We start from the raw sequence: 24792 nt of genomic DNA on the forward strand, positions 1-24792 counted from the left end.
GACCGATGATGACACAGCCAGTTTCCGTGGGTGGACGCACAATCGCGCCGGGGGAGAAGGAGGCATTCCGTTTCGCCTGTAGTGAGACGTATCACGGAGACACGCTCGAGATTCCGGTCACTGTGATCAATGGGACGTCGGACGGCCCGTGTGTCTTCCTGACTGCGGCCGTCCACGGCGACGAACTCAACGGCGTCAAGATCATCCAGGAGGTCGCAGCTCGCTACGAGCCCGAGGACCTCCACGGGGCGCTCGTCTGCCTTCACGTGTTGAACGTGCCAGGCTTTCTCGCTCAGCAGCGGTACATCCCCATCTACGACGAGGACCTTAATCGGTCGTTCCCCGGGAACGCCCGGAGCACGATGGCCAAACGGCTCGCGAACACGATCTACGAAGAGTTCATCTCGAAGTGCGATCTCGGACTCGACTTCCACACGTCGACGCGCAATCGGACGACGATGTACCACGTCCGCGCCGACATGCGCGACCCGGACGTTGAACGGCTCGCTCGGGCGTTCGGCACGAGCGTCATCCTCGACGGCGAGGGCTCACGTGGGACGCTCCGGAGTGTGGCCTGTCGGGATGGTATTCCGACGGTCACGGTCGAGATGGGACGCGCCCACCGGTTCCAGACGGCGCACCTCGACCGGGCACTCCACTGCGTCGCGAGCGTTCTCGCCGAACACGAGGTGCTCCCTGACCACCCAGTCTCCTGGCCCGGGTGGACCCGCGTGGTCGCCCGCGACGGTGAGAAGACGTGGCTTCGCGCCGAGACCGGCGGGCTCGTCGAGATGGAGTGGGGTCCGCACCCGCTCGTTGAGGAAGACGAGCCGCTGTTCACGATTTCAGACCACTTCAAGAACGACATCGAGACGATTCGAGCACCGTCGACTGGCCTCGTCGTCGGCGTTCTCGAAAATGCAGTAGCGTACCCGGGCCACCCGCTGTGTCACTTCGTGAGCGTCGACGAGGAAACTGCCGACATCATCCGGGACGACATCGAGCGAGGCGTTTTCGACGTCTACCGCGAGGGCGGATTCCTGTGGCCCGAACCGCGCTGGTACGCAGAACACGGCCAACAACCGAACGGTGAACACGGTGGTGATTCTCATGACACGACGTAAACTCACAGTCGATAGGCCCGGTGGAAACGAGCAAACAACGACCGAGTTCGATGTGATCGGTGAAAGCCCGGTTGATCCGTCGTTCCTTCGAATCGAGCACGCGACAGCGAGCATCGAAATTCAATCAGAGCCGCAAGCCTTCTTCGACGCGTTCACCCGGTTTGCGCAGTACGATCAGTGGGCACCCGAGGTACAGGGCTCTGCTCACTGGCTGACCGTCGAGGAAGCGGGACCGGGGTCGAAGTTCATCGCCTACGACAAGCCGGGGACTACTCACCTCGCACACTACGGCGAAGTCGTCGATGTAGATCGCCCCACTTACTTCGCGTGGCGAGCACCGTTCAGCGAGTGGCAGCGAGCCTATCTCGGGACGATACTCGATATCGACGAGACGAAACAGGAGACAACGACGGTCACCGAGACGTTATACTTTGACGTAAGAGAGGAGCACCTCCCCGTTCTCGCCGGCTTCACCGACACGGCGAGTCTCCATCAGGAACGCATCGAAACGTTCCTCGAGACGCGACTCACGGGCCTCGATGCACTCCTCCAGGAAGACGACATCCCGGAGGACGAACGGTCGTTCCTCTTCACAGAAGACCGTATGGTGGCCGCAGATTGGGCCGGCCGGATTTCGGACGGCGAGTGGGTTCGCGTGCTTTACGCTGACGGTGAGGTTGACTTCGACGCCCCCGCAAACGAGGTGTTCAACGCCTTCTCCCGATTCGCACGCTACGCTGACTGGACGCGCGATATTCACGTCGGCTGCGAGTGGCTCGACGTGAAGGAAGGCGGCGTTGGCTCTCGATTCCTCATCTGGGAAAAACCCGGTGACCGTCACGTGATGCACTACGGGGTGGTGACCGAATGTGAGCAGAATCGGCGGTTCACCTGGCGGGCACCATTCGCTGAATGGGGGAAGGTCTTCCTTGGGACCTCGCTTCAGCTAACGCCACGTGCAGACGGCGGAACGACGGCGTACCACGTCCTCTACGTCGATCTTCCAGTCGAGTATCTCCCGGTCTTCGGTGGCTTCGGCACGCTTCCGGGATTCGACATCGAGTTCGAGACCTTCCACATCTACGAGGAAGCCGATGGATTCCAACGGCTCATGGAAAACGACGAGTTCACCGAGGAGGACACCTCGTACCTGTTCGACGAAGATCGCCAGTACGCCCATGACTGGCCCATGCAGGAGGGGCGTCCGTGGCCCGACCAGGCGCTCACGCTCGAACCGGACCGAACGATCTCCTACGAGGAGCTGCTCGTCGAGCTGTCGGAAGTCTTCGCCGACGCACTCCCATCGCCGAAGTTCACGCGCGAGTATCGCGACCTGAAGCGGCTCTGGGCCCACGCCGACCAGGAGGACGAATAATGATCGGACGGGTTCGTGAGGGAGTGCGAACGACCACTCGGTTCGTAGAGATCCTTCGATATACGCTCGCAGAAGCGCTTCGCTATAGATTCAGTACGGAACCGTTACCAGAACACGTCCATCGACTCGTCGTCCGATTGGGGCCAACGTTCATCAAACTCGGTCAGATCGCTTCGACGCGGCCCGATCTCGTTCCGCCCGATGTCTCAAAGCGACTGGAAGACTTACAGGAGAACGTCCCCGCGTTTCCCCACCACGAAGCACGAGCAGTCATCGAATCCGAACTCGACGCGCCACCAGAGGAGCTATTCCAGGAGTTCCCCACCGACCCCATTGCATCGGCATCGTTGAGTCAGGTGTACTTCGCGACGTTAGATGACGGGACTGATGTCGCCGTGAAGGTCCAGCGGCCAGATATTCGCCCGCGTATGGAGCGGGACCTCCGCATCGTCCGGACGCTCGCCCGGCTGGGGTCCGTACTCGGAGTGACGCCACGACAGCTTCCCGTGACTCGGATCGTCGACGAGTTCGCCTCGTGGACGTTGAAAGAACTCGACTTCGAGGTCGAAGGCCACAACCTCGAAGAGTTCAGACGGAATTTCGCAGACTGGGACGATGTGACGTTCCCGGCGGTCGCCTGGAGTCACACGACGAAGCGCGTCCTGACGATGGAGAAGGTCTCGGGAATGCGACTTGGAGAGGTACCGGATGCCGTGAGCGAGCAACGTCGGCATACGCTCGCCCAGCGCCTTTCAGAACTGCTCATCAAGATGTTCGTCTCGGATGGCTTCTTCCACGCCGACCTCCACCCAGGGAACATCTTCTTCCAGCGGAACGGAAGCATCGCGATCCTCGACGTCGGGATGGTCGGTCGGATGACGACGGCCCAACGAGATCGATTCCTCGCGTACTGGATCGCCATCACACGTCGGCAGCGCGACCGAGCCTTCCACCACCTCACCGAGATGGCCGACTCGACCGACCAAGCGGACCTCGACGCCTACCGCGACCAGTACGACGTACTCCTCGATCGCTTCTACGACAAGGATCTCTCCGAGCGAAGTCTCGCACAGACCTACCTGGAGATCGTCTACGCTGGCGCCGAACACGGGGTTGTCTTCCCTTCTGAGATGGTGCTACAGGCGAAGGCGGTCGTGACGGCCGAATCGCTGACGCTCGTCCTCGCACCCGACTACCGCTTCAGCGAAGAGATCCGTCCAATCGTCGCCGAGGAACTCGCCAAGCAGGCGACGCCCCGGGCCACAATGGACCGGGCGTGGGGTGAGCTCGTCGACTGGATCCTTCTCGGGCAGGGGGTCGGTGGAGAAGCGCCATCGGCAGCCGATCCTGAAGAGGCGGCGTTTCGCAGGGAAGCGATTCAGGCGCTCGCCGACGTCTGGACGGACGACATAGATGCATTGCTGCAGGACATTCAGGACGACGTGCCAGAGTATACATCCGCAGAGTACTGGCGTGACCACCCGGAGCACTACGTCCTTCTCGAGACGGCACTCGGGTTACTGCGGACGTTCGCGACGGAACTCGCGCGCCTCGAAGAACGCAGCGACATCCAGAGCGAAACCGACGCCGTACCCCTGCTCGCGGTCGACGATGCAGATGATATTGAAGAGAAGCTCCTGACCGGTGAACTCTCCCAGATGATCGATACGTTGCAGGACGACACGGACCAGTACACATCAGCGGAGTTCTGGGACCAGAACCACGAATCGCGTGCGGCGCTCATTTCGGGATTGACGGCACTCCGATTGCTCCTCTCACGACTGAACCAGAGCGTCGACACGGCGTACGCCTCGGAATCACGGGACAAGAGTACACCTGAGACAACAATGGAGGACATCGATGACTGAGCCCCATCATCCGATATTTGCACGACTGTACGACCCGGTGATGCGACCGGCAGAACGAACTGTATTCACCGAGCACCGGCGATATCTCGCGAGTGGAATCTCCGGTGCAATCTTGGACCTCGGTGCGGGGACGGGTGCGATGTTCCCCTATTTCAGCGAGGCCACGACAGGCGGTACGGAAGTCACGCTTTCCGCGATTGAACCGGATCCGCATATGCGGCGACAGGCGATCGAGCGAGCGCGAGATCTCCAACTCGATATCACGGTCGAGGACGCCGGTGCTGAAGCATTGCCGTTCGCAGACGAGTCGTTCGACGTGGTGATTGCATCGCTCGTGTTCTGTACGATTCCCGATGTCGAGGCCGCGCTCTCAGAGGTCGCACGGGTGCTGAAGCCCGGCGGTGAGTTCCGATTCCTCGAACACGTTCGGGGCGACGGGACGGTTGGGATTGCCCACGATGTGCTCGCACCAGCGTGGCACACCGTGGCCGGCGGTTGTCATCTGAATCGAGAGACGGACGAGGTGTTTCGGACTGACGATCGGTTCGAACTCGTCGATTACACGAGAGTGGACGACGACTTCATCGGAGTCGTACCGTTGGTCCGAGGGACGCTCCAACGCGACAGTGAGACGTCGTTACTTGCGCGAGTCGTGCAGCAGTATCGAGACAAGTGATGATTATCGGGGCAGCTGATCAGACGAGATCAGGAACAGAATTGCGAAGACGAGAGCGACCCCCATGACTACCAATGAATAGGTGATATCGACACCGGCAAGCAGCGCTGCTCCGATGAGTGATGCCCCCGCAAGGAGCGCATAGCCGAGCGAGCGGGACTCCTGTTGTTGCGTCCGAGCGAAGGTTCGTGTCCGTTCCTCGGCTCGTGCATCCAGCTCTCGTTCGAGCTTCGTCGGGAGTCGAAGCAGGGCCCAGAGCGACGCCTCGAGCTCACCTCGCATCTCGGCGAGCTTCATCCGGGCCGCTCGTTCCATGAAGCCGTGCTCACGGAGGAACGTCTGTGCAGCAGCGAGGAAGTCGAACTCCGGATCAAGCTGTCTGAGAACACCCTCGCTAATCGAGCCGACCCGGAGAACGAGCATGATGTCGGGAGGAATGCGAAACGGGAACTCGTGGAGCATCCCGGTCACTTCGCTGATGATCCGCTGCCAATCCACAGTTTCGCTGCCCTCCAAATCCTCGATGACTAATTCGAGGACGTGTCCGACGGCAGCCCGATCAGCGTCAGGATCGAGCGCGCCGAGCGCGATGAGCTCGTCAATGATTCCGTCCACGTCCCGATTGACAGCGGCGAGGTAGAGGTTCACGACGCTGTTCTGCATGGCGGGCGTGAATCTCCCGCTCATCCCGAAGTCGTAGAAGACGATACGGCCCTCCTCGTCGACAGCGAGGTTGCCGGGATGAGGGTCACCATGATACACGCCGTGTTCGAGGCCCATCGTGAAGTACGCGTTCGCGACGTCTCGGGCGACCTCGGTGGGATCGTGGCCCTCTGATTCGAGTTCGTCGACGTCGGTGACCTTCGTCCCCTCGACGTAGGCCATCGTGAGCACACGTTCCGAAGAAACATCCTCGTAGACTCGTGGGATGACGACCGTGTCGTTCCCGTCACTCTCGAAGTTGGCCCGGATCTCGTCCATCATCCGGGCTTCCCGCTCGAAGTCGAGTTCCTCCAGAATGATGCGCTCGAAGTCGTCGGCCATGTTTCGGAGGGAAAACTGGAGGCGCTCGGGGGCAAGCAGCATCACCAGCGGGATGAGTCGGCGGATGATGCGCAGGTCGGTCTCGATGAGGTCTTTGATGCCCGGTCGTCGAACCTTCACGACGACCTGATCGCCTTGATACGTCGCCCTATACACCTGCGCCAGTGACCCACCAGCAATCGGTTCCGGATCGAAGTCGTCGTAGGAGTGATAGCCGACATCGTCGGCGAGTGCGGGGATCATCTCGCGATATGGGCCCGTCGGAACCGCATCCTGCAGCGTGACGAACTCTTCGGCGTACACCTGAGGGACGACGTCGGGGCGAGTGGAGAGGACCTGTCCGATTTTCACGAATGTCGGTCCGAGATCCAGCATGGCGTCCCGAAGCCGGCGAGCACGCTGTTCGTGTGTCTCTCGAGAGAGCGAAAGTGAGCGTCCAAAGAGCAAAAACCGACGCCGGTCGCGAAGGAATAGTATCACAAACGGGAACAACTTCCTCAGAATTCGGAGTAGACGAAGAGAAAATCTGGCCATCAGAGACAGCACGAAATTCGCCCGTCATTCCCTAATAGATACGTGTTGGACCGACTCCGAAATGACCATTCGACTGGGGATCTAACCCGAATCTCGAATGCCAACCGACCCAGTCTGTGGAATGGAACTCTCATTTAGCGACGCAGTCGCCACTGTCCAGCACGATGGGACGGTGTACTATTTCTGTAGCGACGAGTGTCGACAGCGATTCGAGGAACAGCCGTCGGTGTATACGGAGTAATCTTCAGGCTGATCGCCCTATTGGTCGCCGAAATACGATATCTCACAGTCACCCCGGACAGTAGGGGGGTTTCGTCCTCGTGTATCACTACGACTCTCCGTATCGACTTGAGGGCAGGTTATCTCTCGGGTCCGGATTATCTCTGTAATAAGGACTGTAGTTCCCCAGTCTCAAGATACTGGTTCTCCCAGTCTCGTCGGGCCTCTATTTCGCGCACCCCCCGCTGTGTGATTGTATAGACGTTGGTTCGTTTATCGAGTTCCCCTTTCTCCAGTAAGCCTTTGTCGACGAGGTCGTCGAGATTCGGGTAGAGCCGCCCGTGATTGATCTCTTGCTCGTAGTAGTCGTCAAGTTCGTCCTTGACTGCGAGCCCGTGTGGTTCCTCGAGCCCGGCAATCACATACAAGATGTCCCGCTGGAACCCGGTTAAATCGTGCATCCGTCTGTTCCCCTACTTTTGACGGGTTGCATATGTGCTCTCTGGTGCGCGCAGGCGGATTATCAGCTCCTATTGACCAAATTCTCGCGTGAAAAGTTCGAACTTTTATATAGTGTACAGGAGAACACCGCGATGGAATGTCTGACCTAATCGTCAAAGCAGCCGTGAAGGACGCACTCTCGGACCACAACGTCTCGGCGGATTTCTACGATTCCCTCAACGAAGAGGTCGCCGAACTGCTCGACGACGCCGCAGAGCGTGCCGAGGCCAACGACCGAAAGACGGTCCAGCCACGCGATCTGTAAGCCTGCGTAACGCAGCTAACCCCGCCCCTCGAACGTAGCTTTTTGAGGTTCCTGATCAGAATGTAGGAAACGGAGATGGCGGACGCACCGGATACCGAACGGCAGGCGGTCGAACCCGATGCGAGAGAGGTTCTCAGCGTGTCACAGCTGAACGACCGGATTGCGTCGGTCATCCAGAACACGCCTGCCCTCAACGGCGTCCGCTGCATCGGGGAGGTCACTGACCTCCACCAGAACAGTACGGCGCTTTACTTCACGCTCACCGACGGCGACGCCGAACTCCCCTGTATGATCTGGGCCAACCGCTATCGAGAGATGGATGCTGGCCTCGAAGACGGCACCGAGGTCATCCTCGAGGGCGATATCGACTACTGGGTCGAAGGTGGGAAAATCGACCTCAAACCGTGGGAGGTGATCGTCGTCGGCGACGGCGACCAGGCGGCTGCCGTGGAGCGACTGCGAAGCGAACTCGAAGAGCGTGGCTGGTTCGACGACGAGCAGAAACAGCAACCGCCGGCGTTCCCGGAGCGGGTCGGCGTCGTCACGTCCCTTCGAGGAGACGCCCGGTACGACATCCAGAACGCGATTCACGGACAGGACCCCACCCTCGACATCCTGGTGAAGGACGCAACCGTCCAGGGGTCGAACGCCCCGACGTCCATCGCGAACGGCATTCACCATCTCGACCGCTCGGAGGACGTCGACGCCATCATCGTCGGCCGCGGCGGTGGCAGTGATTCGAACCTCCAAGCCTTCAACACCGAACGGGTCGCGGAAGCCATCTTCACCGCCAACACGCCCATCGTCACCGCGATCGGGCACACTGACGACCGACTCATCGCCGATCAGGTGGCGGATGTCGCAACGATCACGCCGACGGCCGCCGGCGAGTATACCGCGAATTCACGTGAGGAGTTCATCGCGAGCGAGATCGAGCCGATGGAGCAACAGCTTGAGACCGCGTACGAAACGTTCCAGCAGGAACACGAACACGAACAGGAACTCGCCGAAGCAGTCGACGAAGCGGCCGCTCCCGAGGGTCTTCCGCCGATCTACTACAAAGCCGCCATCGGTATGTTGCTGTTGTTGCTGCTGATCATCACTGCGCTGTGGCTGGGGGTGCTCTAAGCGTGGCAAACGATTCAGCGATTCACGACCGCCTGAGCCGCGTCGAGGAGATAATCGAACAACTCGATGCCGATGACTGTGACCTCGAGGAGGGTACGCGGCTACACGACGAGGGTCAGGAACTCTTGGCCGAGGTGCGGGAAATCCTCGACGAGGGTAGTGGGGACGTCGTCGAAATCGAGTAGAACTTCGCATCAATCTTAACCAACACTCTGTTCGCAACATCCGCTCATGTTGGTTAACTCTATTATCCGTAGTGAACGAGTCTATCGATTATAATTTACTTTAGATTATTGCGCCCGTGTTGGCCAGAAAATATTTACTAGCTTTCCAGCTACCGTGTCAACATGTACCGGGATTCAGCCGGTGCATACCCATACCCGCACGTATGATTACACGGTCAGTCACCATCGAGGAAATCGATGACCTGTACCTGATGTGGAACGACCACATCAACGCCTCTGCCCTCTATCGTCGCGCCCTCCGCGAGGAAATGGACGTCCGCGGTGTCGATCCCGATGAACTCCGCGACCTCCTCGACCGGGCCCGCGAACAGGGCTACACGCTCGAAGAGATCGCAGAGGAGACGAACCGCTTCGATGATCTCCAGTCGCTCGTTGAGGAGCCACGGGGCTGCTCACCGGCTGGGGAAGCGTCCAACGACTAACCCGCTATGACACAGGATAGTACTCCCTCCGACCCTGAGCGTAGCTCCGAAACAGAATCGTCGTCTGGAAGCAGGCTTCCCAGGCAAGCTGCAGTTACGATTGTCCTCCTGAGCCTGTTCGCCGTTCAACCCGCTGCCGCACAGACCAACGCGGTCTGCAGCGCGGATAACCTCCCGAGTATGATTGAGGGATTCTTCCAGCTCACCACCGCGCTGGGGATCGTCGGCCTCGCCATCGTCTGGCAAGCTGACTCCCTCATCGAGATGTTCACCCTCAATCCCGAACAGAAGAAGGGCCTCAAGCGCCACAAACGCTCCGCGATGAAGTCCGCGGTCGTCCTTGTGGTGCTCGGCCCGCTGTACACCGTCGCCGGGTCGATGATGGGTCTCCCGCTGGCTCAGTGTGTCGACCTCGTCCCCTGGTAAACCGCTCCCACCCCCGCTGTGAGCCCTATGGAACGTCGAGAGCTCTCCATAATCGTGGCCGCGCTGTGCGTGACGAGTGTAGTCACGGGTATCGTCACGGCTACTCCACCACGGCCAGGAACGGAGGACAACGGGCTCACAGAGAACGAATCGGCGACGCTGTGGTCTCGCGACGCGGACGACTACATCAGCCAAGAGGCGTACCAAGAGCGGTACGGCGAATCTCGGACTGCGATGCAACAGCTCGCGAACGGGACGGACATCACGTTCAAGCGCCCACCAGCGACCGCGGCGACGTGGACACGGAACGACTTCGAGGATCTGAACGCAGGCGGGTCGGACACCTCCATTCACCCACCACACGCCTCGCTGGAGGACGGCGTCTACATCGAAGATGCACACGCCACGATATTCGCCGTCCAACCATCGACGCGAGGCCACCTAGAGTCGGGTGAAACCCCGCTCTACATCGCGCCGAACGGAACGATGCGTGGGTTCGTCGACTACCGTGTCCGTGTCCCGAATGGGAGTTCGTCCGGCAATCGGACGGTCGAGTGGTCGCTGACGAGCCACGAGGTCGACGAGGTCCGCCTCATCAACGATGGGACCACCATCGTCGAACAGGAGGGCTCTCACACCCCTGCGTTGGAGTACAAGATCGAGGACGACTGGAGTACGACACTCACCCTCGAAGCAGAGATAGACGTTCGGTTGAAGAAGACCGTCCGGATCGACCGAGGTGATGAGACGGATGTCGATGTCACGTACCAGACCGAGTCGCTCAACGTCACGGACTCGATCGATGTCGAGATCTACGACCTTGCGGCGTACCCCTACTACGCCGAATACCCGAACGGCGATGCCGGGGTGGCGATCTTCCAGTCCCGTCCCTGGCAGGGCTACACGCTAACCGAGAACGGAAGTGCTCGCGTTCGCGGTGTCTGGCGGTTCTACACAGCACGGAACACGAACTGGGATACGCTCGTGCAGTCCAGCCGGACGGGGAGCACGAGCGTCGAGTCTGACGCGATTCCCGTCTACGTCCACGCGTATCCCTCCCGGATCGGGCCCCGTGCTGAGCCAGTCCGTGATGGGCCCGAGATCATCGATACCTGGGGGACGGACCGTCCGTCGCCGGTCGGAACCCTCGGCGAGAACATCAACATCGAGATCGTCAACCAGTCCTACACGACGACGTATGGTCTCGCCGTCCGCGCCGAGACAGTCGACCGTGAGGACCTCCACGTTGCAGGCATCGTCCGCGGTGTGAACGCCTCTATCGTCGCCCCTGACGCCGGTTCTGAGCGACAGCTCCGGCGCAGTAATCTCACCATCGAGGTCATCCACCAAAACCAGTCACAGGCGACGCTCCGTATCGAGCTTCGAGATAACCAGACGGGGACCCCGATTGGACTCGGCGGAGGTGGTCGCCGGTATCCGATCGGTGGTGGGGCCCGGAACGGATACATCACCATCGCGGACCAGCGGGTCGAAACGAACGCGTCTGGCGTCGCAATCGTGACTGTGGAGCAGCCGGGAATCTACACCGCCCGGTATCACCCTGGGTCGTGGCTTGGCCACAATCCCGCTTACGTGAGTGATACGGCGACGGCCCGCTGGCATCCACTCGGGACGATCGAGGGCTGGTTTGCCCTCTTCGTCGAGGTCGGATGGCAGCTGCTCCCCTTCTTCGTGATGTTCTACGCCGGGAAGCGGCTCCTGCGAATGCTCGGCCCCGAAGACATCTTCCAGAACAATCCATGACTCGAGACAACCACCACCTCAGCAGACGGACCGCCCTCCGAACAGTCGCCGGCGCCGCGCTCGCGAGTGTGGCCGGGTGCCTGGACAGTAACGGAAGCACCACCCCGAATGGGAGCGAGAGCCCCGCAGATGGCTCGGGTGCGTTTCGGCAGGTGACCGTCGATGGAACAGCACTCGTCGTCGAGTTCGCCGCCGACTCAGAGTTCGACCAGATCAACCTCATTCAGCCGAATGGGGAGCTGTACGGTCAGCGGGAAGTCGCTACGGGGTCACAACAGGTGTCCTTCGATCTCGGAACGAGCTACGCACCCGGCGAGTACGAGGTTGTCGCACTGAAAGGCGAAGAGGAAGCGGGGGATGCGACGGTTGCAGTTCAACCAGATCTACAGATCCGAGAGGTCGGACTCTACCGAAACAACCCCGACAAACCCTGGGATGATGTCTACGGCGATACCGAAACGGACCGGCTAAAGAACGGGGAGGCTTTCGTCACAGTTGAAAATACTGGTAGCGGCCCTGATGCTGCGATTAAACTGATCTTCTCGGGAGACGTCCCTAATCCAGTTGATGATCCCCGCGGAAGTGGGATGTACGAGACTGAGCAGGTCCTCATCCCTCCGGGAGAAACAAGGGACTTGTTCAGCAATTCGTACCCCTTCGGTTCCGAATCTGACGAAGGGATGGGATGTTCTCCCGAGGGGAACTCGGGACAATTCACCGTAACTGTCGAAACCCAGATTGGGGGGAATCAGGTCTCCAACTCGTTCGATGTACAGTACTCTGGATCGACTGAGATGAGCGATTGCGAGGTCAGCATTACGGAGGCCTAACGATGGTAGACCTCATCGACGTCGTCCTCGAAGGGATCAAGGGCGTTGTGGACTGGTTCATCGGCCTGTTCATGGACGGGCTTCGGTCGGGGTATCAGACTCTGACTGAAGAGATGTTTGGGACTCCCACTCCCCACACTGATGGAGCGTTCATTTTCGGACAGCCGAGCAATGCACCGTGGCCGGCGATTCAGGAGGGGCTCGTGGGTGGCGAGATAATGCTAATCGCCCTGTTGTTGCTCGTGATGAGCGTTCAGGGACGCCACACTATCCGAATCTTCAACATCGGGAGCGCATACGAAGCTCGGAAAACCAAGAAGACCGCGTGGGTGGGTGCGTTCCTAATAATCACTTGGTACTGGATTGGTGCCCTCACCCTCTATCTCGTCGATGGATTCACAATCGCGTTGATGCCCGAACTGTCCTCCCTCGCAGCAGCGATGCTGCAATTCATCGCTGGTTCAATCACTAATCCTGGGTTGGGTCTTCTCTTTGCTCTGCTTGGCGGTATCTCCATGTGGGCGCTTGAGGCGCTGTTCTACATTCGACGGATTCTCCTCTACGTATATCTGTATGGGATGCCCATCGCGTTCGCTCTCGCATACGGAAACATCCCGGTAATATCAGACGTAGCGATGGGGTTCAGCAAACGGTTCGTTCCGCTTGCTGTTCTCCCATTGCCTGCAGCGATGGTTCTGAAGGGGTATGATTTGTTGTACTCCGGCGGAACCCTAACACCAGAGACAGCGTTCCTCAAGTACTTAGTCGCGGCTTCGCTCCCGCTGGTTGCGCTGTACGTCACCTGGAAGACGTTCAAGTACGCGACCCCGGTGACCGCGAAAGTTCTAGGTGGCGCTACGAAGGGAGTTGCTCTCATCGGCGGCGTGGCTGCCGGGGCCTACGTTGGTGGGGCTGGCGTCGCGACGACCGCAGCCCGATGGGGGCCCAAGGCCGCCGCAGGGCACGCGGTCGCCCAGAAAGCAGCAGCTCGAGGGACGAACGGTGACGAAGACAACGGGACGCCGTCCTACCGGCGGACCGAGAACGACCCTGGAAGCTACTAACAACCCATGTCGATAGATCAAGACGCAGCCGCACGGCGCATCATGGACCAGTTCGGTGAGGAGAGTCGTATCCCCTACCTCAACATCGAGGAGGGCGACGTGGGCGTCCTGATCGCCTTCCCGATCGTCGGCCTGTTCATCGCCGGCCTCACGGGCATCGAATCACTTGCGCTTCCGTTCGTCGCCGGCGGCTTCGGCTTCGGCGTCGCCATCGTCTACGTCTCTCCCGATCACCTGAATGCGTGGACGTGGACCAAGGACGTCTATCGGTACGTCAAGCGGCCGCAAACCACCTTCAGTGCTCCCGAAGACGCCGACGGGAGCACCAACGAAACAGAGCGCAACGAGGGCGGCCTAGCGAACTACACGCCATTCAAGCCGGACGAGCGAACACAGGACCTCACGAATATCGAGCGGGCGTGGCCGGGCGCAGGAGCCATTCAGCGGGACGACGGGACGATGGAGGCGTTCATCGAGATCGACCCCGACAACATGGATTTCGCGATGTCCGACGACTGGGCCCAACTCCAAGACGCTGGCGAGGACTTCGCCAACAAAGAGCTGGACTCGAAGCTCAAACTCCACGCGACGACCCGCTCGTTCCCGGTCGAACAGATTACGGAGAACATCGAAGACCGCCTCAACGACGAAGACGTCACGGAGAACCCGATCTTCAAGGAACTCCTCGAGGAGTACCGGGAGACCCGACCGAAGGAGATGCGGGAGCGCGGCATCCAGCAGGTGCGATACTACATCGGCGTCCAGGTCAGTCCGTTAGAGGTCTACGACCGCTTCCGCGACGAGGGCACGCCCGCCGAGAAGCTGACGCAGTTCCCCGTCATCGGCTTCCTGTTCAACCCGTTCGTCACCCGTCGCGAGGACCTCACTGACGTCGAACGTCGCGCTCAGATGTTCGAGAAGCTCGACAGTCGGGTGAACGACGTACGATCCGAGTTCATCCAGCAGGCGTCGGGCTGGTCTGCACGCCGGCTCAGCACGGTCGAGTTGTTCGTCCTGAATATGGACTTCTGGAACGGTCGCGAACACGATTACGACGAGGCAGAGCGTGTCGTTCGCGAACAACCGATCATCGGCCAGTCGCGCCGGGAGGATGCGTTCGATGCGTAGCGCGGTCCTTCAAGCAGGGGGCGGCGTGGGCAGCCAGCTCGTCAGATGGCTCTCCAGTCCGACCTCTACGGAGGGCGCAGCGCTCTATCTCCTCATCGTCGTCCTGCTCGGTATCGGTGGGAAACTCCTCTGGGACTGGTACACCGAGGACGACACTGAAGAAGTCGAGTTCTCGGATGTCCTCAACGAGGAGACACTCGAACAGGGCGAGGCCGAACGTCAGCTCCTCGACGACATCGCCGAGTCACACAAGACGGTGACCGCGCCGGCTGCCGCCGAGTGGGAAACGCGAGCCGCACGAGTCGGCGAGCAGTGGACGACGACGCTGTACATCGCCGACTACCCGGACTACCCCAACGACGGTTACCTCAGCGATCTCTTCGAGATGACCGACGTGCAGTTCGACCTGACGGCCCACATCACGCCGAAAAACCAAGAGCGGGCCCGGAATGAACTGCAGGACATCGCTGACGACCTCCAAGTCGACGCTGACTTGGAACAGAGCGTCCGGAGTGCCTACCTCCAAGAGCGGGCCAACGAGGCCGCAGCGACGTACACAGCTGTCGAGAACGGCGCGAGCGTTTTCGACCAGGGGATGTTCATCACCGTTCGGGCCGACGAGAAAGACGACCTCAGAGACGCCGTCCAGAAGGTCAAGAGTGCGCTTCGTGACGACCCGGCGAACCTCACGCCGAAGACGGCAATCTGTCGGCAGGACCTCGCCCTTCAGTCCGCCGCGCCCATCGGCGACAACGAGTTCGGCCGCACGTCAATCGCACTCGGCGGCGCCGTCGGCGCATTACTCTCCTCGCCGCACAACGCGACGATCCTCGAGGAGGGCGGCGTCGAGTTCGGGATTCACAAGGACAACCAGAGCCCTGTGGTCATCGACCCGTTCGCACGAGACAACGGGTACGCGATGTTCACCGTCGGCGACACGGGCTCGGGGAAATCGTTCAGTTCCAAGCAGAACTTTATCCGGTCCATCGAACAGAGCAAGGACCGTATCGGGATCATCCTCGAACCGCTGAACAACTGGGCCGGTGTCTCGGAAGCCCTCGACGCCAAACGGATCACGGTCGGCGGGACGCTCGGTCTGAACCCGCTGGAGATCCGGGAGACCCCGGAGCACGTCCAGCGGGCGATGGGTGAGGACGCGAGTCCGTTCAACGAGAAGCTCGACGACGCGATGAGCTTCCTCACGAACTTCTTCGCGCTCCGCGGTATCTCGCTTGGCGACCGGCGGACGACGCTCGAACTCGGGCTCAAGCGCGCCTACAAGCGCCAGGACATTACTGACGACATCTCCACGCACAGCAATCCGAGCCCGACCATCCGCGATATGATGGACGTCTTCGAGGACATGATCGACGACCCCGAGGAGTTCGTCGTCCGGTCCGACGAGGAAGCCGGGAAGATCAAAGAGGACGCAACGTGGCTGCTCGACCAGCTCCGCCCCTTCGAAGACGATGGTCGCCACGCGAATCTCGGCCAAGAATCCGACTTCGACATCCGGGACGAGAAGGTCATCTATCTCGATCTCGCCCAGCAGGAGGGGAGCGTGGACAGCAGCACGGCACTAACGATGCAGCTCCTCATCTCGCTGGTGTACGAGCGAGCGAAGGTCTCGGACAAGGAGGTCGTGTTCTACATCGACGAGGCCCGCTACATCATGCAGGACGCCGCCAGTCTGGCGTTCCTCGAGACGGTGTTCCGCCACCACCGCCACCACGACCTCTCGATCCGGCTGGTCACCCAGACCGTCGACGAGTTCTTCGAGCACGCCGAATCCGAGGCGATTCTCGATCAGTGTGCGGTCAAACAGTTCCACCGTCTCGACGGGATGGACGAGGAGTGGGCCGACGAGTTCGGTCTGAACTACGCACAGATGCGGTTCGTCCAGGATGCGGTGCCCGGCAACGAGGACGCCGGCTTCTCCGAGGCCTTGGTGGGCGTCGACGGCGAGTGGCGCGGGATCCAGGTCAAAGCGATGCCGAAGGAGAAACAGGTCATCGACTTCGACCCGACATCCCAGGTTCGGTCCTCGCTCCCCGGTGCCGGCGACAGCGCTGTCGATAGTGAGATGGAGGAGTTCCAAGCGGAGCTTGAAGAGCGAGTAACGAACGGAACGAACGAAACGAACACCAGCGAGGATGAATCCGACGCCGTCGCTGCCGAGCCAGACGGCGGGTCAACGGAGGAGACCAACGATGGCTGACTACCTGCGCGTCACTCCGACCTCTGAGCAACTCGATGCCGAGAGCATCCCCCGCGTCCTCGACAGTCTCCACAAACTGACGACGCCAGGGTCGTCAGGCCTCGGGGCGAAGCTGAACCCGCTCAACAGCGAGACACCGCCTCGGTTCGAGTTCCTCGCGATCAGTGATGGACCGGATGAGCCGGTGGAGTTCTTCTACGGCGCCGATGCTCACCTCGATACAGTCGAAAAGCGGCTCCGCTCGATCTACCCTTCCACGTTCGATATTGAACGCGTCGACGTCGATGTCGCCGCCCGGCTCATTCAGCCGGTCGAGTTGACACCTGAGGAATTCGTCGAGCACTATGAAGCCGGGCGGCTTCAGTACGAGTTTGGCCCAGGGGAGCAGTACGAGCACGTCGACGAAGAGCCGGCTGACCGCGACGCAGCCAATACGGACCCGGTCGTCGACGGCGGCACGGTAGCCGCCACAATTCCCGACCATCACGTTGTCCTCGGCGACTCTGTTCTCGAACTCGCCCCACCCGAAACACTCCCTGAGGACGAGCAGCGGCCATCGATCGAGAAACCGACGATGACGCCGAGGGGGACAATCCTGGCACGGCCAGCCGAGGACGCCGTCTCCCCGCTCGGTGTCCAGTGGTGTGGGTCCGCATCTCGGAAGCAGGATTGGATGACGTCGCTGACGCCGTTCACAGCGGACGAGTCAGACGGGAATCTCTCCTCGGTCGACCAACCCGGTGCCGCGCTCGCGACGCTCATCGACCACCTGATGGAGGCGACAGCACCGACTGCGTTCCAAGTCGTCTTCCAGCGACGCAGCAGCTGGCAGTCCGACGCGGAAGTGCGGAAAGAGGACCTCGTCGACGGCCGAGACACGTTCTTCCAGGAGGTCGTCGGCTCGTTCCTTGAGGTCGAGGACCATCGGAGCGACCAGGACGAACGACAACTCAGTGAGTCCGTCGAGAAACGGATCGAGTACATCGACGCGAAGAACGCCAAACGGTCGTTCACAGCCAACATCCGCGCCGTCGGCGTCCCTGCTGATGGCTCTCGCGAGGATCTCGATGCTCGCATGGATTCGCTCCTCCCGGTGTTCGATACGCTCGATGGGCCGTTCTACGAGGTGGAGGGACAACGGCTCCGGGAGAGTGGTTTTCGTGAGAAAACGAAGGAGAAGAACGCACGGGCCGCGCTCCAGCGTCTGCTCAATCGCGAGTTGACGACGGGACGGGGGAAGGCCCGGCCTGAGCTGGTCCTCAGCGGGACGGAGCTCGCGAACTTCGTCCTTGTCCCTTCCTCCGAACAGTTGACCGTTGAGGGAACCCGGGGAACCAGAGCCGAACAGCAGAGCCGCAATCCGCTCCCGTGGCCGAATCCCGACCTGATCCAGCAGTTCCAGGACGGGATGGAGATCGGGTACGCCCTCGACGATAACGGGGAGCCGCGACCGGATCCGATCCAAATCCCGCCAGATCTGTTGCCCACGCATTACGGGCGGTTCGCGTCGACTGGGGGCGGGAAGTCGAAGGCCATCATCAACGACGCCCTCTCCCTGCGCGAGTCGACCGGTGGCCCTGTCGTCCTCGTCGATCCGAAGGGTGACGGGATGTGCGAGAACTACCTGCGCTGCCACTACGAGCGGTTCGGTGGCCTGGACGACGTCTACCACTTCCGCGTCCCCGAGACGATTCCCGCGTTCTCGTTCTTCGACATCCGCCCCGCACTCGAGGCCGGTCGCAACCGGGAGGACGCGATTCAGGACAAGGTCGACCATTTCCACGATATCCTCCGGATGATTATGGGACGCGAGCAGTACGGGCAGGCGTTCGTCGCGAACGAGATCCTCAGCTACCTCATCAAGGCGCTGTTCGACGAGGAGTACGGAAGCGACGTGTTCGGCCTAGACGACCTCTTCGCCGCCTCCCTCCGGATGCAACGCGAGCAGACGATCCCTCCGGTCTCGGCGGACAACCAGAACATCGAGGAGTCGCTGACGCGCCACTTTGCGAAGGACAACCACCAGTTCCAGGTGTCGCTGGACGCCGTCGGGAACCGCCTCGACAAGCTCAAAGAGGACGCGCATCTCCGGCGGATCTTCAGCCACGTTCCCGAACAGAACGACGCCGGCGAGTACGTCGACAACCGGTTCGACTTCCGCGAGTTCCTCGATGAAGACGCGACGATCATCTTCGACTTAGGGGACCTCCGTCCGGAGGCCCAGCGTGCGATTACACTCCTCTTGCTGAGCAATCTCTGGGACGCCGTCCAGGTGCGCCGACGCGACGGCCAGACGGACTACGAGAAGCTCACCAACCTCATCATCGAGGAGGCGGCGCCGGTCGCGTCGACGAAGCTCGTCTCCGAACAGTTGCTGCCACAGGGCCGGTCGTTCGGCCTGAGCATGGGCCTCGTGATGCAGTTCCCCGAGCAGGTCCGGAATCGGAACGAGCGGGCCTACGACGAGGTGCTGAACAACATCAAGACGAAGCTCATCGGCAACATCTCGATCGAGCGAGACCTCGCGGAGTCGCTTGCCCACGAGGACCTCAGCCCGACCGAACTCCGCAACCGGATCAACACGCTCCCGAGTGGGGAGTGGATCGCCCAGCTCCCGAGCCCGTCGTTCGGAGAAACTGGGCCGCCGCCGTTCTCGCTGAAGCCGCTCCCGATTGCGCCGGGGCATCCAGAAAGCGCCCAGCCGCTCACAGAGCCGCAGGAAGACCATTTCGAGTCCGTCTCCCGGCCACGGATGGTCGAGCGCACAGCAGCCCAGTACGGACTAACAGCGACGACTGAATCGAGCCCTGCTCCGGAGGAGACGGGCTGGGGAAGTTCAGGAGCCGACCCGGCGGTCTCGTCGGCTGATGGAGATACGGGGAACGACCCGAACCAATCCGCGTTTATCAGCCAAGCGACGAGCGAGGACGGGTCGACGTCGACGACTCAACCCGAGACGGACAGCGAGTCCGATGGAGACCACGGGGAGTTCAGTTCGTTGTTCGGAGACCCCGCTGCTAGCGACGAGGACCCAGCTGGCAACCAGCCGGAGCAACCGGCGAACGGATCGACGCCCGTTCAGGACAGCGGCGTACCCGTTCCCGATGACGAGCTTCGAGAACGCGGGCTTAGTCGCGATGACGTGCGATTCCTGAGCCGAGTCCTCGACGTGATGAACAGAGAGGACGACGAGTACACGCTCTTGAAGAGTATGCGCCAGCTGCGGGACGACTACGAGGACCTCAATCTGGAGCGGCTCACGGAACAGGAGCTACTGGACGAGGGATCTGCAGCGGGGCGCAAGTACTACACCGTGCTTCCGGCCGGACGAGATCTCCTCGGCAAGGAACTGAACGCCGGCCCCGGCGAGGGTGACCTCGGCGAAAAAACCCCGCACAAGGTCGGCGTCCGGCTCCTCGAGTCGTGGCTCCAGCAGCAGGACGACGTGGTTCGCGTCGAACCGTACTACGAATACGACGATGGAACGGTACTGGATGTAGCCGGGGTCGACGATGAGGGCAATCTGGTCTGGGCAGGTGAAGCGGAGCTCGCGAGTAACAACAGGCACGCCCCAGTCGAGGATTACGACAAGCTCAGCGCCGTGGACGGCGACGCAGTCTGGGCGTTCAACACTCGGGAGACGGCCATCGAGGTGCTTGGCGCGCTGGCTGACGCCGACAGGATCGACGAGCCTGTCAGTGGGCGGTCGGCGCGGTCGTTCGCGAACATCAGAGACGCCGTCGACGAATTCGATGCTGACGGCCTGACCACCGTTCGAGGTTTCAAAAATCTCAAAGAGGAACTCGAGTCATGACGTGGCGACAGGCAACTCGTGAGGAGATTTACGCCTACTACGCCGAGGAGTTTCCCCGCTATGTCGATGACCTGCCGGACTTCATCTCGGCGACGGGCCCGAAGCAGTACGCCGTCGCCTTCCGCGAGGCCCACCCGGTGCGCACCGACGAGGTGCCGGATAAGGACTTCATCCGGCGAGATACGTGGCAAACGGATCCATCGGGAGATCGAACGACTGCCGAGTTCAGCAGCTTCGAGGAAGTCGTTGAGTTCATTCGCCATCCCGCACGGAACGACCCGCTCGGTCGAAGCGAATTCGCACTCGCTGACCCAGAAGTCTTGGAGCAACCGGATCCACGCCCCGACGCTGTCTACTACGCACTCGATCACTGGGAGCGACCGTGGGTCCTCCTCGTCGATATCGACGCCAAGGAGATCGCTCGAAAACGAGCCGCGGATGCCGTCTCGGACGACGTCGATGATCGAGATGACGAGGCGCTTCTTGACGCCGCCGGCATCCTCGACGCCGAGCCAATCGGGTATCCGTACGCCTTCGAAGACGTCGACCAAGCCATCGAGTACGGGTTCGAGGTGCGAGACATCTTTGAGGACGATTTCGACGCCGAGGAGACGATGGTCGTGTACAGCGGGCAGGGTGTCCACGTCTACCTCCTCGATACGGACACGGCGCACCGGTACGACGAGCAGAGCCGTGAGGTGTTGAACGACCTCCTCCTCGAGACGTACGACATCCCGATCGACCCCGTCGTGACGGCCGACCGCCGGCGCGTCGCCCGCCTGCCCTACTCGCTGCACGCCGACGTCTGTAGCATCGTCCAGCCCATCGAGAGCCCGGCGTTCGACGTGCGGTCGGCCACACCCGAGGTGATCGACGAATGAGCCCCAGTACGCCCACTGACGACGAGGACGCAGCGTATCGGGTCGCAGCACTCCCGTTGGAGTACGGCAACACCCGCATCAATCAGCTGTTTACGCGTGGCTACAACCGATACGTCGTCGAGGGTGAGGATCAGCCCGAGGACCTCGTGAACGATCTCGAGCGGTTCGGTACGGCGGCGTTCAAAGAGCAGGTTCGTGCCGACGCCGCGAAGGAGCCGTTCGTCGACGAGCCCGGGACGCTCGCCGTGCTTGCAACGCTGAGTGCGATCTGTGTAAAGGAGCACCCGAAGTTCGAGCACGCGTCGCCACGGAACATCCAGGTGCTCTACGACATCCGGGAGCTGTACGTCAACAACCTCGCCTCCCTCATCCGTGCTCGCGGTGATGGGGCGCTCCAGCAGGACATCGCCGACGTGCTGTACAGCAAGGAACCCGGCGAGGATGGGCCGCATCCCGGCCGGGTCTGTACGGGCATCACAGAGATGCCGGAGTTCGGGGAAGGCCTCTACCTCGAAATCCCGATGGCCGCAGCGTCACGCAAATGTCTCGTTCGGGAGGACCAGGGGTCGACGGGGAGTGACGATGGCGGGGAGATACTGACGCGAGTGAAAGACAACAAGCTGTACGTCCCGGTCGGTGATTTCGACAGCAAGTATCGGGACTACGCCGAGCGGGCGTTCAAGAAGCTCCTGCGGGTGCAAGAAGACGGGCTCTCCGACGACCAGCTGACGTGGTTGACCACGAACCAGTCGGCGATCACGGAACGGATCGACCGCTTTCTCGAAACCGGTCATCACGAGCGTATCTGGCGGAACTGGGACCGTGGGGAACGAACGATCCGAGTGCTTCGTCGGGCGCTGAGTGACGCCCCTGACGACGTCGCCCAGAAAGGAGAGTTCCATTCGGCGAAAGAGCTCTATCGAGCGGTGGAAGCGTACGAGACCGAGGACGACTGGGAATCATCCGTGACGGATTGGATATCGAGTCCGAGCAGTCTCGCGAAGACGCTAGCCGACCACGAGTCCCACTCGGCCGTCACCATCGACCGCGATGGGCGCGTCAATACGTACCGAATCGGGCGAGCCGGGACTGGTGCCGAACAGATCGAGGTGCGGGAGATTGAGGATCTCTTCGAACTCCCCTGTATGGCGAATATGGAGGAGCGGTTACACGAGAAGAAGCCCGTACGGAAGGACCTCTACAACTTTGCGCGGATGGTGATGTGGCTCCCCCAGTATCAGGACAGCAGCCTCGGCGAGATCGTCGCAGACCTCAAGGATGTCTTCTCTCGGTGGCCGTGGTACGACGAACAGGAGACCGAGTACCAGGTTCGATACGAGTTCTCGAACACGATCGACGGCGACACGCCGTTGCCGATGAACTGCGATAACGACGATCTGCAGCGCTACTGCATCGGCCAGGACCAGTGTCCCTACTCCATTTGGGGCAGCCTCCCGTTCCCGGACGAGATGTACGATCAGGTTGAGGAGGAATCCGCTGGGCCTACTGAGCAATTCTAATTCATAGGCTTCCCTCGGGACTCTGATAACTGTGGTACAGCCTATTGCCAGACCCTTCTGGTTCCCCGTCGAGCAATTTCAGTGGCTAACACGACCATAATCGAGTGAATCGGGGTATTTCAGGATTCGAGGCACTGAGTTGAGGAACTTCGAGCGATCCAGAGTGGGTAGAGCAGCGACCCAAAGAAATCCAGATGTGCGCGATATTACCGTCGTCACCCAGTCGTCGAGCAATTTTAGAACTGGCAGAATTAATCCCGAACTCGTCGAGGTATTTTCTACCGCCTCAAATCAGCCCGACGGAGTTCTTCTGCGATTTGAGGCCGTCATAGCGTCTTGCATATCGCGGATTTCGTCCAAAGAAAGAGGCGATATGCAGTGTGCGAAGGCCGCCGGCTCTCTCAGGCCGAGGGACCGTCATCCAGAGTTTGGATTCAGAAATGTATCAGATTTAACGCATAGTTTCAGCGGGTGTGTTCAGGTGGAGTCTGTTGCCCCCGCGAGGGGGTGGCGGGGCGCATCAGGTGCCCCCGATAGACGATGGCTTCGGAACGACGCAGCAAGACACGAGCAGCGCATCAAGCGGCAAGTACCCCAGACGACCAGGCACCGTGGGCGGACCTCGAGATGACGGTTCCGACCGACCGGGGTCACGCGTCAGTCGTCGCCCTCGTGGAGTGTACTCTCGTCGAACTCACGCACGAAGCCGTGGGCGCCGTCTTCGTCTCCCGGCAGGTCGGACGGTCGTCGCGGACGCAGTACGTCGCCGGCGACGACATCGGCGAGCAGTTTCAGAAGCGGCACTTCGACGACCGGCTGGGCCGGCACGAGACCACCGTCCCTCGCCGAACCGTTCGCGACGAGCTCATCACTCAGCTCACGCGGTCGGCATCAACGACGGCGGAGCGGTCAGGTGAAGAAGCAGCCAGCGAGCCAGATACCTTCGTCGTGAAGCCAGTTCGAGAACTCCGAACGCCGTAGCGGCTAGATTTAACCAACATTCCGAACCGATACCGACACACTGTTGGTTAACGTTGAAGGTGGGTCCACTCCCTCGCCCCCACCCACCGCCCTATACCCCGAGTGAGTGTATCCTGGCGGCCGGTCCGCTCGAACGGCAGTCCCGACGGGTTTTATCGGGCCGCTGTTCGTCGAGAGCGAGTATGGTCGTCGTCGAGGAGGTCACCAAACTGAGCGAGCGCCGCACCCAAACCTCGTCCGAGGCGTTTCCGGATGAGTCGCTGGCGTCGATTCAGACGGCCGTCGAAGCCGTTCCGACAAGCGTTTTCGACGGCTCGACGAAACACACGGAGGTCGGCGGGTTCGATGCTACAATCGCCGATGAGCTCTCGCAGTACGAGTACGAGGGGGACGCCGCCGGCGGCTACAACCCGAACTGCAAACTCTGGTCGCATCAGGGGTTTAACTACAGCGTCGACCTCTACGACGCCGACGCTCGCATCGCCATCGAGGTTGAGAAAAGCGAGCGGAAGAACGTCAGCGACGACCTCCTCAAGTTCCAGAAAGGGTACCGCACCCAGAAGGATGGCCGGCCGAAAATCGAGTTCGGCTGTCTGGTGGTGCCGGTGAACTACCTTGGCCGGCATAACCTCTACCAGCACAGTCTGACGAAGCTCGACTTCATGAAGGGCGTCTTGTTCATCGACGATGTCGCCGTCATCGGCTATCGCGACCCCCGACCGGACTGACGCTTCTCGCGCAGACTATTTATCGGCGCCGGGAGGC

General features: G+C 61.0%; 22 protein-coding genes. 20 read left to right on the forward strand and 2 right to left on the reverse strand.

All coding sequences use genetic code 11. The features are described 5' to 3' along the window. The first annotated feature begins 5 nt into the window (after positions 1-5). From P0592_RS19600 to P0592_RS19615, 4 genes are read left to right on the forward strand one after another with little or no spacing between them, the layout of a single operon-like run. Positions 6-1124, forward strand: a complete 1119-nt coding sequence (locus tag P0592_RS19600) for a succinylglutamate desuccinylase/aspartoacylase family protein (RefSeq protein ID WP_419181150.1) — start codon at positions 6-8, stop codon at positions 1122-1124. A gap of 52 nt (positions 1125-1176) precedes the next feature. Then, the gene (locus tag P0592_RS19605; RefSeq protein WP_276274185.1) at positions 1177-2499 is read left to right on the forward strand and encodes an SRPBCC family protein; all 1323 of its coding nucleotides are present in this window, start codon (positions 1177-1179) and stop codon (positions 2497-2499) included. Next, positions 2499-4367, forward strand: coding sequence for an ABC1 kinase family protein (locus P0592_RS19610; protein ID WP_276274186.1), 1869 nt, complete (start codon positions 2499-2501; stop codon positions 4365-4367). Before P0592_RS19605 ends, P0592_RS19610 begins: the two co-directional genes overlap by 1 nt. Further along, on the forward strand, positions 4360-5043 hold the full coding sequence (locus tag P0592_RS19615; RefSeq protein ID WP_276274187.1) for a class I SAM-dependent methyltransferase: 684 nt from the start codon (positions 4360-4362) through the stop codon (positions 5041-5043). Before P0592_RS19610 ends, P0592_RS19615 begins: the two co-directional genes overlap by 8 nt. Positions 5044-5046: 3 nt before the next feature. Here P0592_RS19615 and P0592_RS19620 read toward each other — a convergent pair whose 3' ends face one another. Then, the gene (locus P0592_RS19620) at positions 5047-6462 is read right to left on the reverse strand and encodes an ABC1 kinase family protein (protein ID WP_276274188.1); all 1416 of its coding nucleotides are present in this window, start codon (positions 6460-6462) and stop codon (positions 5047-5049) included. Positions 6463-6718: 256 nt separating this feature from the next. On the opposite strand from P0592_RS19620, the gene P0592_RS19625 reads away from it, so the two are divergent. Next, positions 6719-6862 carry a YHS domain-containing protein gene (locus P0592_RS19625; protein WP_276274189.1) on the forward strand — a complete coding sequence of 48 codons (144 nt, stop codon included), beginning with the start codon at positions 6719-6721 and terminating at the stop codon, positions 6860-6862. Between the two features lie 136 nt (positions 6863-6998). Here the strand turns inward: P0592_RS19625 and P0592_RS19630 are convergent, their stop codons facing one another. After that, positions 6999-7301 carry a PadR family transcriptional regulator gene (locus tag P0592_RS19630; RefSeq protein WP_276274190.1) on the reverse strand — a complete coding sequence of 101 codons (303 nt, stop codon included), beginning with the start codon at positions 7299-7301 and terminating at the stop codon, positions 6999-7001. A gap of 137 nt (positions 7302-7438) precedes the next feature. Here P0592_RS19630 and P0592_RS19635 point away from each other — a divergent pair, with 137 nt between their 5' ends. From P0592_RS19635 to P0592_RS19705, 15 genes are all read left to right on the forward strand, one after another. Beyond that, positions 7439-7606 carry a DUF1931 domain-containing protein gene (locus P0592_RS19635; protein ID WP_211087823.1) on the forward strand — a complete coding sequence of 56 codons (168 nt, stop codon included), beginning with the start codon at positions 7439-7441 and terminating at the stop codon, positions 7604-7606. A 75-nt stretch (positions 7607-7681) separates the two neighbouring features. Beyond that, positions 7682-8734, forward strand: a complete 1053-nt coding sequence (xseA, locus tag P0592_RS19640) for an exodeoxyribonuclease VII large subunit (RefSeq protein WP_276274191.1) — start codon at positions 7682-7684, stop codon at positions 8732-8734. Between the two features lie 2 nt (positions 8735-8736). Continuing rightward, entirely contained in the window at positions 8737-8919 is a 183-nt protein-coding gene (gene xseB, locus P0592_RS19645) for an exodeoxyribonuclease VII small subunit (protein WP_008458693.1), read from the forward strand. 203 nt (positions 8920-9122) lie between these two features. Then, positions 9123-9401, forward strand: coding sequence for a hypothetical protein (locus P0592_RS19650; protein ID WP_008458695.1), 279 nt, complete (start codon positions 9123-9125; stop codon positions 9399-9401). 6 nt (positions 9402-9407) lie between these two features. Continuing rightward, entirely contained in the window at positions 9408-9827 is a 420-nt protein-coding gene (locus P0592_RS19655; RefSeq protein WP_008458696.1) for a DUF7985 family protein, read from the forward strand. Between the two features lie 27 nt (positions 9828-9854). Beyond that, positions 9855-11591 carry a DUF8186 domain-containing protein gene (locus tag P0592_RS19660; protein ID WP_276274192.1) on the forward strand — a complete coding sequence of 579 codons (1737 nt, stop codon included), beginning with the start codon at positions 9855-9857 and terminating at the stop codon, positions 11589-11591. Beyond that, positions 11588-12421: a hypothetical protein gene (locus P0592_RS19665; RefSeq protein ID WP_276274193.1), complete on the forward strand. Its 834-nt coding sequence runs from the start codon at positions 11588-11590 to the stop codon at positions 12419-12421. The genes P0592_RS19660 and P0592_RS19665 overlap by 4 nt, the downstream gene beginning before the upstream one ends. A gap of 2 nt (positions 12422-12423) precedes the next feature. Then, positions 12424-13485 carry a TrbL/VirB6 family protein gene (locus P0592_RS19670; RefSeq protein WP_276274194.1) on the forward strand — a complete coding sequence of 354 codons (1062 nt, stop codon included), beginning with the start codon at positions 12424-12426 and terminating at the stop codon, positions 13483-13485. Between the two features lie 6 nt (positions 13486-13491). Further along, a complete protein-coding gene (locus tag P0592_RS19675; RefSeq protein ID WP_276274195.1) occupies positions 13492-14613 on the forward strand; it encodes a TraC-like domain-containing protein in 1122 nt (373 codons plus the stop codon). Beyond that, a complete protein-coding gene (locus P0592_RS19680; RefSeq protein ID WP_276274338.1) occupies positions 14597-16831 on the forward strand; it encodes a VirB4 family type IV secretion system protein in 2235 nt (744 codons plus the stop codon). The genes P0592_RS19675 and P0592_RS19680 overlap by 17 nt, the downstream gene beginning before the upstream one ends. Next, the gene (locus P0592_RS19685) at positions 16824-20645 is read left to right on the forward strand and encodes an ATP-binding protein (RefSeq protein ID WP_276274196.1); all 3822 of its coding nucleotides are present in this window, start codon (positions 16824-16826) and stop codon (positions 20643-20645) included. Before P0592_RS19680 ends, P0592_RS19685 begins: the two co-directional genes overlap by 8 nt. Further along, on the forward strand, positions 20642-21526 hold the full coding sequence (locus P0592_RS19690; RefSeq protein ID WP_276274197.1) for a bifunctional DNA primase/polymerase: 885 nt from the start codon (positions 20642-20644) through the stop codon (positions 21524-21526). The genes P0592_RS19685 and P0592_RS19690 overlap by 4 nt, the downstream gene beginning before the upstream one ends. Further along, positions 21523-23046, forward strand: coding sequence for a primase-associated protein (locus P0592_RS19695; RefSeq protein WP_276274198.1), 1524 nt, complete (start codon positions 21523-21525; stop codon positions 23044-23046). Before P0592_RS19690 ends, P0592_RS19695 begins: the two co-directional genes overlap by 4 nt. Positions 23047-23586: 540 nt before the next feature. After that, the gene (locus P0592_RS19700) at positions 23587-24027 is read left to right on the forward strand and encodes a DUF8030 family protein (RefSeq protein WP_276274199.1); all 441 of its coding nucleotides are present in this window, start codon (positions 23587-23589) and stop codon (positions 24025-24027) included. A 182-nt stretch (positions 24028-24209) separates the two neighbouring features. Beyond that, positions 24210-24755, forward strand: a complete 546-nt coding sequence (locus P0592_RS19705; RefSeq protein ID WP_276274200.1) for a hypothetical protein — start codon at positions 24210-24212, stop codon at positions 24753-24755. The last annotated feature ends 37 nt before the right edge of the window (positions 24756-24792 follow it).

The organism is Haloarcula litorea, from assembly GCF_029338195.1.
Lineage (GTDB): Archaea > Halobacteriota > Halobacteria > Halobacteriales > Haloarculaceae > Haloarcula > Haloarcula litorea.